Here is a 12,666-nt window from a genome sequence, read left to right as displayed (position 1 = left end):
AAAGGAGAACGAATGAATATCGATTTACGCACCGTCAGTATTACGCCGCAAAGGCAGACTTTCGATCATATCGCTAAACGCTTCGGCGCTGACAAGCCAGCAACCCGCTATCAGGAAGGTACATACGACCTGCAGCCGACAGATAACTTTCATTACCGGCCGACGTGGGATCCCGATTACGCCCTTTACGACGTCCGTCGTACCCAGATTGTCATGAAGGATTGGTATGCGCTAAAAGACCCGCGCCAGTTTTACTATGCGACTTACACGATGGCCCGCGCGCGCCAGCATGAAGCCGTCGATGCCAGTTTTCATTTTGTTGAATCGCGTGATCTGACCGATTTGCTCAGTGACGATACGCGGCAACTTGCGCTCGATTTGCTGTTACCACTGCGCCATCTCGCTTGGGGAGGGAATCTCAACAACACCTATATTTGTGCCTATGGGTACGGCACCGCAATCACCCAACCCTGTACTTTTCATGCGATGGACCAACTTGGCATCGCACAATATTTGACCCGGATCGGTCTGCTAATAGCGGATGCGGATGCGCTTGATGTTGCGAAACAGGCCTGGATGCTGAATGCCAATTGGCAAGGACTGCGTAGATACACTGAAAATTTACTAGTGAAAAAAGATTGGTTTGAATTGTTCGTTGCGCAAAATTTCGTCCTCGACGGATTATTGTATCCACTGGTTTATCAAAAGGTTATCGACAAAAAAATTACCGCTGGTGGTGGTGCTCCGATTGCCATGCTGACGTCGTTTATGACCGATTGGCATATAGAAACCAGCAAATGGGTTGATGCCTGTATTAAAACCGCTGCCGCAGAATCAGCAGAAAACAAGGCGCTCCTCTCTGCGTGGGTCGTGTATTGGCGCGAGCGGGCAGTTGAAGCCTTGGTTCCGCTTGCATTGATGTCGTTGAAATCAGAGGCAAATGTCACCCTCAACATTATCGTAGACGCATTTAATGCCCGTGCCATTCGGCTTGGTCTGTCGATTTAAGGAACCAAAATGTATAACGTATTTATCGCGCTTCAGGCCAGTGACGAAAGCCGCGCAATTGTGGCCGCCATTGTTGATGATAACCCCGCGGCGGTGGTGAATGAACAGCCTGCCATGTTTAAGGTAGACGTGCCCGGCAGGATGGTGATCAAGCGCGATACCGTCGAGGAAAAAATGGGACGCAGTTTCGATTTGCAAGAGTTGCAACTGCACATGATCAGTATTTCCGGTCATGTCGACGAAACCGAAGAGCAATTTACTCTGTTCTGGAATTAACTATAACAGTCAACTAATTGGGAGATGCAGCATGGATATGCAGGTCAAGAAAAAGCTGGGACTAAAAGAAAAGTATGCGCTGATGACACGCGGCCTGGGATGGGAAACCACGTATGAGTCTATGGATGACGTATACCCCTTAATGAAGTTTGAGGGTATCAAGATTCACGATTGGGATAAATGGGAAGACCCATTTCGGCTAACCATGGATTCTTATTGGAAGTATCAGGCCGAAAAAGAAAAAAAACTGTACGCCATTATTGATGCGTTTTCACAAAATAATGGGCATCTCGGCGTTACCGATGCGCGGTATTTGAATGCATTGAAATTGATCATGTCCGCTTTCCCATCGCTGGAATACAACTCCCATCGCGGTTTCGCCCACATTGGCAGGCAGATGCGCGGAGTCGGACCGGCAGTGGCGTGTCAGATGCAATCATTGGACGAGATTCGTCATGCCCAAACCCAAATTCACGCCCTGTCGAATTACAACAAGTTCTATAACGGCTTGCACGACTGGCGCAATATGAACGACAAGATGTGGTACTTGTCGGTGTCGAAATCATTTTTCGAAGATGCGATGACGGCCGGGCCGTTCGAGTTTATAACTGCCATCGGATTTTCTTTTGAGTATGTGCTGACCAATCTTGTCTTCGTTCCATTCATTTCTGGGGCAGCGTATAACGGCGATATGTCAGCGATGGCATTCGGCTTCTCGGCGCAGTCCGACGAAGCACGCCACATGACCCTTGGATTGGAATTTATCAAGTTCATGCTGGAGCAGGACCCGGACAACTTGCCTATCGTGCAAGGCTGGATCGATAAGTGGACATGGCGTGGCGTCAGAGTATTGACCTTGGTCGCGATGATGATGGATTACATGCTTCCCAAGCGTGTGATGAGCTGGAAAGAAGCATGGGAAATCTATTTCGAAGAAAATGCGATGGGACTTTTCAATGACCTCGCACGTTACGGCATTAAAGTACCTGCCTGCGTCGAGCAAATTCGCAAAGAAAAAGACCATATTTCGCATCAAGCGTGGATGGCCTTCTACGGCGCGGGTGCGATGACTAATTTCCATACCTGGCTGCCAACCGAGGAAGAAAAAACGTGGTTGGCATCGAAATATCCAGACACGTTCGATCAGCATTATCGGCCACGGATTGATTTTTGGCAGCAACAAGCAGATAAGGGCGAGCGTTTCTACAGCCAGACTATGCCGATGCTATGCCAGACCTGCCAGATCCCGATGATGTTTACGGAGCCTGATGACCCGACTCAGATTGCTTATCACGAGTCCACTTACCTGGGCGACAAGTTTCATTTCTGTTCAAGCCATTGCAAGTGCATCTTTGAAAAGGAACCAGAAAAATATTCCCAGGCATGGCTGCCCGCGCACCAAATTGCGCAGGGCAATTGCTTCGCTGAAGGTGCAGACCCAAGCGCTCCCGATTTTGATCCGATCAAATCTGTCATGGAATATTGGAACGTTAAATTCGGCAAAGATAATTTGGATTTCGAAGGATCGGAAGATCAGAAAAATTTCGCGCAATGGCGTCAAGCATCTACAAAAAATTAAATAAGGAGCACATATGCCTGTCGTATCGATTAAACCTTATCCGGTGGATAGCAAGGATCGGAAAGAAAATTTTCATGGCGCGCAATTACTTTATGTTGGTTGGGATAAACATCTTTTGTTTTACGCCCCGACAGTATTTTGCCTGCCGCCAGAAACACCTTTCCGTGAACTTCTGGAGAAGCATCTAGCGTTAGCCTACGGTGTGCATCCTGATTTTTCGGCGATCGACTGGGGGTCGGTACGCTGGCTAAAATCGGGTCAACCGTGGACCCCGGATTGCACCAAGTCCATCGCTGAAAACGGATTGCAACATAAAGACGTGCTACGTCTCCAGACGCCCGGCAAAGAGGGAATGGCAGGGGTAGGGATATAGGATGCTGAACTTATGAGTTATCAACTGACGATCGAGCCATTGGGCCGCACGATTGAAGTAAAAGAAGGACAAACCATTCTGGACGCCAGTTTGCGGGCCGGATTGCACCTGCCGCATGCATGCTGCCACGGGGTGTGCGGCACGTGTAAGGTGCAGGTCATGGACGGCGAGATCGGGCATGGTGAAGCAACCATTTTTGCGCTCATGGATATCGAGCGGGAAGAGCAGAAATGCCTGGCTTGCTGCGCGACGCTGCTAAGTGATGTAACGATAGATGCCGATATCGAAGAAGATCCTGATGCTTTAGTGTTACCGGTGCAAGACTTCGAAGGTGTGGTGAGCCGGATAACCGATTTGACGCCGACAATAAAAGGGGTGTGGGTACGCCTCGATAACCCGCAAGGAATCGTTTTCCAAGCGGGGCAATATATCAATCTGAACATGCCGGACGGGCAAACGCGACGCGCATTTTCGCTTGCAAATTCGCCCTCTGAAAACGGCGAAATCGAACTGAATATCCGAAGTGTTCCCGGTGGCAAAGTTACTGGGTGGATCCATCAGGCATTAAAGGTGGGTGATCGGGTCGACTTTAGTGGCCCCTATGGACGCTTCTTCGTGCGCAAATCGGCACAATTGCCATCATTGTTTCTGGCTGGTGGGTCAGGGTTATCAAGTCCCAAATCGATGATTGCGGATTTGATTGCGGCAGGTTCCCTGCAGCCTTTGACATTGATCTACGGCGCACGCAGTCGCGACGAACTTTATTACCACGAGGAGTTTGAAAAGTTGGCGGCGTTGCATCCAAATTTTACTTACATTGCGGCGATATCCGGCGCGGTGGAAGGTGATGGCTGGAGCGGCGCCAGAGGTTTTGTTCATGAGGCGGCCAAGGCGCACTTCAATAATGATTTTCGTGGTCAAAAAGCGTATCTGTGCGGACCTCCGGTGATGATTGATGCGTGCATAACGACGCTGATGCAAGGCCGCTTATTTGAGCGCGACATCTATACAGAGAGATTCTTTTCTGCCGCGGATGCGCTCCAGGTTCGCAGCCCCTTATTCAAGACGATTTAAAACGCGCCAAGTCGTTGCTCCAGAGACGGTACGGTAGGCATACGCACATAGCTATTGCGGCGATTTAATACCGAAAAAGTATCGACATTCAGCAACAAAGGTATTTGACGGTATGAAGGTCCAAACATAAAATCCTTTTCACTGACCGACTCTTCACCCGTGCATGAGCGAATAAATTTCGTTCGGGAAGGGTGCAAAAACAACGAAGACGACTTCTCCGTAAGTGCCCGTTGTAGTGCCGAATGACATTTTAAAAGGCGACATTGTATGCATCAGATAGAGAACTTTATTAACGGCGAGTTCACCGCAGCACGCGGTGGAAAAAGATTCGAAAAGCGCTCACCACTTGATGGTCAAGTGATTGCCAGCGTAGCTGAAGCAGGGCGTGCCGAGATCGATGCCGCGGTAAAGGCCGCACGGGCGGCACTCCAGGGCGAATGGGGACGCTTAAGTATTGATCAACGGACTGAGTTGCTATACGAGGTCGCTAACGAAATCACGCGTCGCTTTGATGATTTTGTTGAAGCCGAGATGGCCGATACAGGGCAACCGCACCACGTCATGACGCATGCGTTTATTCCACGCGGAGCGGCGAACTTTAAGGTGTTTGCCGACGTAGTAAAAAACGTTGCATCCGAGTCGTTCCAAATGGCCACACCTGATGGCCGGGGTGCATTGAACTACGCCATCCGTTCTCCTAAAGGTGTCATTGGCGTAATTTGTCCGTGGAATGCACCCTTTTTGCTGATGACATGGAAAGTCGGACCAGCGCTGGCATGCGGTAATACCGTCATTGTGAAGCCGTCGGAAGAAACACCGTTGACAGCCACATTGCTGGGTGAGGTGATGAATAAAGTGGGCGTTCCAAAAGGGGTTTATAACGTCATACACGGTTTTGGGGCCGGGTCGGCAGGAGAGTATTTATCATTACACCAAGGGGTGAATGCGATTACTTTCACAGGTGAGACGCGCACAGGTACTGCGATCATGAAGGCCGCCGCTGAGGGAATGCGCGACGTCTCGTTTGAACTAGGCGGAAAGAATGCCGGGATAGTATTTGCCGATTGCGATTTCGATGCGGCGGTAGATGGCATCTTCCGCTCCTCTTTTCTAAATAGTGGACAAGTCTGCCTCGGGACCGAGCGGGTGTACGTTGAGCGTCCGATCTTTGAAAAGTTTGTGCAGGCGCTGAAACTTAAAGCAGAAGCTGTTCATTACGGACGACCTGAAGATCACGGGGTGACCTACGGACCACTCATTAGTTTGGAACATCAGCGCAAGGTGCTCTCCTATTACCAACAGGCAGTAGACGAGGGTGCCACAGTAGTAACCGGCGGTGGCGTGCCCAAATTACCGGGCGATTTAAAAGGTGGTGCCTGGGTGCAGCCGACCATCTGGACCGGTCTTGCGGATGATGCGACGGTGGTGCGCGAAGAAATATTCGGGCCATGTTGTCATATCCGTCCATTCGACACCGAAGACGAAGTGGTAAACCTTGCGAATGACACGCAATATGGACTTTCAACCACAATCTGGACTCAGAATCTCTCGCGTGCGCATCGCGTTGCTGCCCGTGTAGAAGTCGGTATCACGTGGGTGAATAGCTGGTTCCTGCGCGATCTCCGAACACCATTCGGCGGCTCGAAGCAGTCGGGTATCGGCCGTGAGGGAGGAGTGCATTCTTTGGAGTTTTACACTGAAACACGCAACGTTTGCATTAAACTTTAAAAAGGCCGGACGCAGAAATGGATACCCAAAAAATCCAGAATTACGGAGATGCATTATATGAAGCGCTGGTCACTTGTACGACGTTGCCACCGTTCCTGGAACGCGAACCAGAAATCACGTTGAATGACGCTTACCGGATTCAGCAGCGCATGGTCGACCGCCGAGTGCAGGCAGGAGAGACTATTGTTGGAAAAAAAATTGGTGTCACCAGCAAGGCGATTCAGGATTTTCTCGGTGTGTTCCAACCGGATTTCGGCCAATTGACTTCCGCCATGCAATATGAAGATGGCAGCACCATTGATCTCGGCACCCTGATCCAGCCAAAGGCCGAGGCCGAGCTGGCTTTTGTCCTCAAACATGATCTAATTGGCCCTGGCATTACTGCAATGGATGTGATCAGGGCAACCGATTACGTCGTGCCATGTTTTGAAATCGTTGATTCCCGGATCGCCGACTGGAAAATAAAAATCGAGGATACAGTCGCCGATAACGCCTCCTGCGGCGTATTTGTGTTGGGTAAAACGCGTGGTGACCCGCGCCAGCTGGACATAACGCTGGCAGGAATGATCGTAGAAAAAAATGGTGAATTGGTGTCCACAGGCGCGGGCGCTGCGGTACAAGGTTCTCCCGCAAATGCGGTCGCCTGGCTTGCCAACACCTTGGGAGCGCTCGGTATTTCGTTCAAGGCTGGTGAAGTGATTTTGTCGGGATCACAATCGTCGCTCATTCCAATTATCGGTGGCGACCGGCTGGAATGCACAATTGGTGGTTTAGGCAGTTGTAGCGTTGCCTTTTCCGGAAAGAGCGCCGTATGAACCAGTTTCAGACCCCCGCAAAAATGCAAACTTTAACCGACGCAGAGGTTTGTCTGATCGCAGAGCGTGTTGCCGATGCGCATACGCGGCATCAGGTGATTCCTTTACTCACTGAAGAATTTCCTGCGATGACCGTAGCCGACGCCTATAACGTCCAAAATGCGCTTCGACGAAGCTGGGTGGCACGCGGGAACAGATTGATCGGTTGGAAGATTGGGCTAACGTCAAAAGCAAAAATGCTGCAGATGAAAGTATATGAACCCGCAATTGGGTTTTTGACCCACGACATGTCCCGCCCGGAAAATGCCACTATTTTGACCGCCGAACTGATTCATCCACGGGTCGAATGCGAAGTCGCTTTTGTGACTAACAAGACGCTACGTGGTCCCGATTGTACGCGGGAGGATGTATTGGCAGCGACTGACTTTGTGCTGCCAGCGGTAGAAATCATCGATTCTCGTTTCGCCGCGTATAAATTCGATTTGCCGAGCGTCATTGCCGATAACAGTTCCAGTGCGCGCTTTGTAGCGGGCGGGCGAGCGCGTTATGCGCAGGATCTCGATCTCCGTACCTTAGGTGTGGTGATGGAGATCAACGGCGAAATTGTAGCAACCGGTGCTGCCGCAGCTGTGCTTGATCATCCGGCGGAGGCCATTGCACGGTTGGTCAACATCCTCCATACACAAGGGGAAGAACTGGCATCGGGCAGTTTTGTCATGAGCGGCGGTATTACGGAAGCGATTGCTGTCAAGGTGGGAGATCACGTGGTTGCGCGGTTTCAAGAGTTAGGAAGTGTCTCAATGCGTTTTATCTGATTGCGATCAGATGCTGGAATTTCATGTGACGTCGAGTAAGTTTATTGCAGTATAGAGACTGCGAAAATCTAAGAACGTCCAAGCGGTCGGGAATTAGATAGTCGCACCGCAATTAATAAAAAAGAGCTTCACCAGCCAATCGGGAAAATAATGCCAATTATCGAGATTCATCTTATGGAAGGACGCACTGTTCATCAAAAGCGCGCCCTCATCGCTGGAATTACTGACGCTGTTACCACGGCGCTTGACGTTAAACCGGAGCAAGTGCGGATATTGATTGACGAATTGTTGCCTGAGCATTTTGCCGTATCCGGTAAAACGACTGCAGAAAAACGCAGTATGGCGCAGGACCAGAATGCTGGCGTGGCTATCGAGATGAGATACGATGAAGAAAATTAAATGTGCGTTAATTGGGTCGGGCAATATCGGCACCGATCTCATTTATAAAATCATGCGAAGTGAGGTGTTGGCACCCGTGTGGATGGTGGGCATTGATCCCGATTCTGAAGGCCTCGCGCTTGCCAAAAAAATGGGATTGAAGACGACCGCTAAAGGAATCGATGGCTTACTTCCTCACATTATTGCAGACGGTATCCAGATTGCGTTTGACGCCACCTCGGCATATGTTCACGCCGAAAACTCACGTAAATTGAACGCGCTGGGCGTCATGATGATCGATCTGACACCCGCTGCGATTGGACCCTTGTGCGTGCCGCCGGTTAATCTCCGCTCGCTCGCCGGTCGCGGTGAAATGAACGTCAATATGATTTCTTGTGCAGGCCAAGCAACCATACCGATCGTATATGCCGTGTCAAGCGTACAGACGGTCGAATACGGCGAAATCATTGCCAGTATTTCATCCCGGACCGCAGGTCCCGGTACGCGGAAAAATCTGGATGAGTTTGCCAGTACCACCTCCAATGCCATTCAGAAGGTTGGCGGCGCTAAGGCGGGTAAGGCAATGGCGATCATCAATCCAGCCGAGCCAGCCATGATGATGCGTAATACGATTTACTGTGAAACTGAAGACGAGCCTGATCAGCCGGCAATTATTGCATCGGTGTTGGCGATGATTAAAGAGGTTCAAAAGTATGTGCCTGGCTATCGGCTGATTAATGGCCCTGTATTTGAGGGACGGCAGGTTTCGGTCTTTATGGAAGTAGCAGGCCTGGGCGACTACCTGCCTACTTACGCCGGTAATCTCGACATCATGACCGCCGCTGCAACCCGCACTGCTGAAATGTTTGCTGAAGAAATTCTTTCTGGAAAATTGACATTGATGCCTAAAAAAATGGAGGTCGCATGACATCCTTAAAAGGACGGAAAGTATTTCTGCACGATATGTGTTTGCGCGACGGTATGCATCCGAAGCGACACCAGATGACATTGGCTGAGATGGTGCGTGTGGCGACCGCGCTCGATGATGCCGGTGTGCCGTTGATTCAAGTGACTCACGGTGATGGGTTAGGTGGCCATTCGTTGAATCTGGGACGGGCGCTACATACCAATGAAGAATACTTGAACGCTGTCATCCCAATGCTCAAGCGGGCCAAGGTGTCAGTATTACTGGTGCCCGGTCTGGGTAGCATGGCGCAATTGCGTTCGGCTCGTGCCTGTGGCGCGCATAGCGTGCATGTTGCGACCCATTGCACCGAAGCCGATGTCTCTGAACAGCATATAGCCTGCGCCAGAAATCTTGACATGGATACGACCGGGTTCCTGATGATGGCCCACCTTAATTCACCGGAAGGCTTGGTTCAGCAAGGTTTGCTGATGGAATCTTATGGCGCGAATTGCATTTACGTCACTGACTCAGCTGGCTATATGCTGCCGGAAGACGTCAAGGCCCGTATTAGCCTTTTGCGTGGTGCATTAAAGCCCGAGACCGAACTCGGCTTTCATGGTCATCATAATTTGGGGATGGGAATTGCCAACTCGATCGCCGCTATTGAAGCCGGTGCCAACCGCATAGACGGTTCTGTCGGTGGTTTGGGTGCTGGCGCTGGGAATACGCCATTAGAAGTATTTGCAGCGGTCTGCGAGCGTATGGGTATCGAAACGGGCGTTGACTTGTTCAAAATGATGGATGTCGCTGAAGAAATCATCGTGCCGCTGATGGACACGTTGGTCCGCGTAGATCGAGAGTCACTCACGATTGGTTATGCCGGTGTGTACTCGACGTTTTTGCACCCTGCTAAAAAAGCTGCCGCAAAATATGGCGTACCGGCGCGTGACATTTTAATTGAAATCGCACGTAGAAATTTGATAGGCGGGCAGGAAGATATGATTGAAGACACCGCGATGACCATGGCAAAGGAGCGTGGCTTACTCAATGCAGTCGCTTAATAAAGTCAAAACAAGGCGGAAATCCGCACTGTAGTCGGTAGTCAGACATCACGCGTTGTTACTTTCCGTACTACATAATAATGAGGAGACAGAAATGGCATTACGAGGCGTTTTACGGTTAGGTGAAGTCTGCATCCGGGTGTTAGATATGGCGGCATCGCGTCGGCATTATGGTGATCACATGGGTTTAATTGAGGTGATGACCGATACTGCAGGAAGTGTTTATTACAAGGCATGGGATGAGCACGACCATCATTGTATTGTGCTGCGCGAGGCGGATTCAGCCGGCATGGATTACTTTGCGTTTAAAGTCTATGACGATAAAACTCTTTCCGACCTGGAGCGCCGGATCACTGCGTTTGGCCTGCCGGTTGAGCGCATCGCGGCAGGCGTCTATCCGAAAAGTGGGCGGCGATTGGCGTTTGTACTACCGAGCGGTCATCACATGCATCTATATGCTGAAAAGGAACAGATCGGTAATACACTTGGCACCACCAATCCTGGTGTGATGCCCGAGGAGGGGGTGATCCGTGGTTTCCGCATCAACAGAATTGACCATGTGTTGTTAGGTGGCGTAAATATTGATGAAAATGCGCGGCTTTTCCAGGAGGTATTTGAGTTCGATATGACAGAACGGCTTATCGATGCGGAGTCAAAAGCATCGCTTGCGTTGTTCGTCAGCTGTTCCACCAAGCCGCATGACATTGCTTTTGTATTGCAACCAGAGCCGAACAAATTTCATCACGTATCGTTTCTGCTGGAGTCTGTTACCGATCTGGTGCATGCGGCGGACCTGATTGGAAAATACCGGATACCGGTCGAGGTGAGTACCAATCGCCACGGTATTACACGTGGAGCGACGATATATTTTTTCGATCCGTCCGGTAATCGTAATGAGGTGTTCACTGGGGGCTATGTGCACTACCCGGATACGCCATTATTGACTTGGGATTCCAGTGAAGTTGCAGCGGCCGGGTTCTCTCAGGACAATACGATGCGAGAAACTTTTTTCACCGTTTTAACCTGATAAGTTAACGACGCACCACCGCAAGATTCAGATGTGAACAAGCCTCTGCTTCTCTGAAGCGGGGGGTGCGGAACATGCCGTTATCATAGGGCACCCACATGCCTTCCGGTTTCGCATCCTGAATTTTTTGCGGTACATGCCATCAACACCGCATTGGCATCGCAAAGAGGGGGTTGCTGCGGTGACGCCTCGCCGATTTGCGGGCGGTTGAATTTTTGCGCTGTTAAAAAAATTTAGTTCGATATAAATCGCGTGAAACGTGAACTGTACGCTGTGCCCTAACAATTCATACGCTTGAATGGCACGCATTCTTAACGTTCAAGATCTCTCAAAAAATCCACCACATCGTCATTGGCGTATTTTTTGCCCTAAATACTATTCGGGTGCGCCCGAGTTGCGTGTCCCTTGCGGTACCTGCGCATGTTTTTTGGCGCGTGAACCAGTCGTGGTGAAGATGCGGCGGTAGAGACATTACCTAAAAGGTATTGCGCATCGATTAATAAAGCATTGGACAGTAATGACTTCAAAAAATAGGATGTACTCAAAGTGGTCGCAATAAGGTGACAGCAATACGGCGCCTTACATGTGCAGTAATCAAAGTATTGTCACGATGAATATTTCGGTTCAAAAGTAGAAAGTAAAAGATGAAACCCGTTTTTAAAATATTCATGTCTACGCTCCCGCTTCTGATTGTAGGCGGGCTGTTATATGCAGCACTCTTTGTTAAGCCACATCCAAAAGGCGACGCAGTATCGCTCCCGGTCTTTGCCCGGGGAGAAGGATTCTATGGCGTCTCTGTTACGGGCGATTCCAAGGCTTGGGTGGTCGGCAGTAACGGCAAAATAGCTTTTACGGAAAATAGCGGCGACACCTGGCGCTTACAAACCACCAAAAGCACCGAGACTCTACAAGATATTTCCGCATGGGATACCCAGAGGGCCGTGGCCGTCGGAAACAGCGGCATCGTTGTGGTGACATCAGACGCAGGAAAATCCTGGCGCACGATAGAAATACCCGCATCCAAAATATCAAACAATTTATTACGCGTGAAGACTCTTGAAGGCGGAATAGCTTGGGCAATTGGAGAGGCCGGAAGTGTTTTACGGTCAACCGATTATGGCGATACGTGGAGTCAAGTCGGTATTGCTGAAGATGCGGCCTGGAACGATATTTCGTTTGGGCCAGGATGGGTCCTACTGGTAGGCGAGTTTGGGCAAATGTCCAAGTCTGAAGATGATGGTGTGACCTGGCATGGTGTATCCGACCCCGTTAAAAGTAGCCTTATGTCAGTGGCATTCAAGGATGCAAATAGTGGCATTGCTGTGGGTTTGGGTGGTGTCATTCTGCTAACGGAGGACGGAGGGCAAAGTTGGAAAGAAGAAAAATCGCCTTCGTCGGAACATCTCTTCAAAGTGATTTGGGATGGTAATCGCTGGTTGGCAGTTGGTAGTAGTGGCATCATTTTAATCGGAGATGCGGACGCGCATAACTGGAAATCGACGCGGCTATCGACGCTCGATAGAAGCTGGTACACCGCTATTGCCACGCAAGGAAATCATTATCTTTTATCTGGTGCCAGGGTGGCGATCGCTGCCGCCAGCGCACTATAAAAATTACATAAAGAC

The 12,666-nt window shown here is 50.2% G+C and carries 14 protein-coding genes; 13 read left to right on the top strand and 1 reads right to left on the bottom strand.

The window, feature by feature from the left end:
- Nucleotides 1–12 precede the first annotated feature (12 nt).
- Genes C7W93_RS11520 through C7W93_RS11500 form a run of 5 tightly spaced genes read left to right on the top strand, consistent with a single transcriptional unit; the run spans nucleotide 13 to nucleotide 4,310 of the window.
- On the top strand, nucleotides 13–1,008 hold the full coding sequence (locus C7W93_RS11520) for an aromatic/alkene monooxygenase hydroxylase subunit beta (protein ID WP_108440128.1): 996 nt from the start codon (nucleotides 13–15) through the stop codon (nucleotides 1,006–1,008).
- Between the two features lie 9 nt (nucleotides 1,009–1,017).
- On the top strand, nucleotides 1,018–1,284 hold the full coding sequence (locus C7W93_RS11515; RefSeq protein WP_108440127.1) for an MmoB/DmpM family protein: 267 nt from the start codon (nucleotides 1,018–1,020) through the stop codon (nucleotides 1,282–1,284).
- Between the two features lie 31 nt (nucleotides 1,285–1,315).
- On the top strand, nucleotides 1,316–2,863 hold the full coding sequence (locus C7W93_RS11510; RefSeq protein ID WP_108440126.1) for a YHS domain-containing protein: 1,548 nt from the start codon (nucleotides 1,316–1,318) through the stop codon (nucleotides 2,861–2,863).
- Nucleotides 2,864–2,876: 13 nt separating this feature from the next.
- Entirely contained in the window at nucleotides 2,877–3,236 is a 360-nt protein-coding gene (locus C7W93_RS11505; RefSeq protein ID WP_108440125.1) for a phenol hydroxylase subunit P4, read from the top strand.
- A 12-nt stretch (nucleotides 3,237–3,248) separates the two neighbouring features.
- Nucleotides 3,249–4,310 (top strand): NADH:ubiquinone reductase (Na(+)-transporting) subunit F, encoded by a 1,062-nt coding sequence (locus C7W93_RS11500; protein ID WP_108440124.1) that lies wholly within the window; start codon nucleotides 3,249–3,251, stop codon nucleotides 4,308–4,310.
- On the opposite strand, the gene C7W93_RS25260 is transcribed toward C7W93_RS11500, so the two are convergent.
- Nucleotides 4,307–4,438 carry a hypothetical protein gene (locus tag C7W93_RS25260; protein ID WP_255419133.1) on the bottom strand — a complete coding sequence of 44 codons (132 nt, stop codon included), beginning with the start codon at nucleotides 4,436–4,438 and terminating at the stop codon, nucleotides 4,307–4,309. The genes C7W93_RS11500 and C7W93_RS25260 overlap by 4 nt on opposite strands.
- 139 nt (nucleotides 4,439–4,577) lie before the next feature.
- Here C7W93_RS25260 and C7W93_RS11495 point away from each other — a divergent pair, with 139 nt between their 5' ends.
- From C7W93_RS11495 to C7W93_RS11460, 8 genes are all read left to right on the top strand, one after another.
- Nucleotides 4,578–6,038: a 2-hydroxymuconic semialdehyde dehydrogenase gene (locus C7W93_RS11495; RefSeq protein ID WP_108440123.1), complete on the top strand. Its 1,461-nt coding sequence runs from the start codon at nucleotides 4,578–4,580 to the stop codon at nucleotides 6,036–6,038.
- A gap of 17 nt (nucleotides 6,039–6,055) precedes the next feature.
- Nucleotides 6,056–6,853: a 2-oxopent-4-enoate hydratase gene (gene dmpE / locus C7W93_RS11490; protein ID WP_108440122.1), complete on the top strand. Its 798-nt coding sequence runs from the start codon at nucleotides 6,056–6,058 to the stop codon at nucleotides 6,851–6,853.
- Nucleotides 6,850–7,668, top strand: coding sequence for a 2-oxo-3-hexenedioate decarboxylase (gene dmpH / locus C7W93_RS11485; protein ID WP_225869812.1), 819 nt, complete (start codon nucleotides 6,850–6,852; stop codon nucleotides 7,666–7,668). Before dmpE ends, dmpH begins: the two co-directional genes overlap by 4 nt.
- A 150-nt stretch (nucleotides 7,669–7,818) precedes the next feature.
- Entirely contained in the window at nucleotides 7,819–8,067 is a 249-nt protein-coding gene (locus tag C7W93_RS11480) for a 2-hydroxymuconate tautomerase family protein (RefSeq protein ID WP_108440121.1), read from the top strand.
- Entirely contained in the window at nucleotides 8,054–8,974 is a 921-nt protein-coding gene (locus C7W93_RS11475) for an acetaldehyde dehydrogenase (acetylating) (RefSeq protein WP_108440120.1), read from the top strand. The genes C7W93_RS11480 and C7W93_RS11475 overlap by 14 nt, the downstream gene beginning before the upstream one ends.
- Nucleotides 8,971–10,014, top strand: a complete 1,044-nt coding sequence (dmpG, locus tag C7W93_RS11470; protein ID WP_108440119.1) for a 4-hydroxy-2-oxovalerate aldolase — start codon at nucleotides 8,971–8,973, stop codon at nucleotides 10,012–10,014. The genes C7W93_RS11475 and dmpG overlap by 4 nt, the downstream gene beginning before the upstream one ends.
- 94 nt (nucleotides 10,015–10,108) lie before the next feature.
- A complete protein-coding gene (locus C7W93_RS11465) occupies nucleotides 10,109–11,041 on the top strand; it encodes a catechol 2,3-dioxygenase (protein ID WP_108440118.1) in 933 nt (310 codons plus the stop codon).
- 668 nt (nucleotides 11,042–11,709) lie between these two features.
- On the top strand, nucleotides 11,710–12,651 hold the full coding sequence (locus tag C7W93_RS11460; protein WP_201747199.1) for a YCF48-related protein: 942 nt from the start codon (nucleotides 11,710–11,712) through the stop codon (nucleotides 12,649–12,651).
- Nucleotides 12,652–12,666: the final 15 nt, after the last annotated feature.

This window comes from Glaciimonas sp. PCH181 (assembly GCF_003056055.1).
GTDB lineage: Bacteria > Pseudomonadota > Gammaproteobacteria > Burkholderiales > Burkholderiaceae_D > Glaciimonas.
This window is presented reverse-complemented; position numbering and strand designations above follow the sequence as displayed.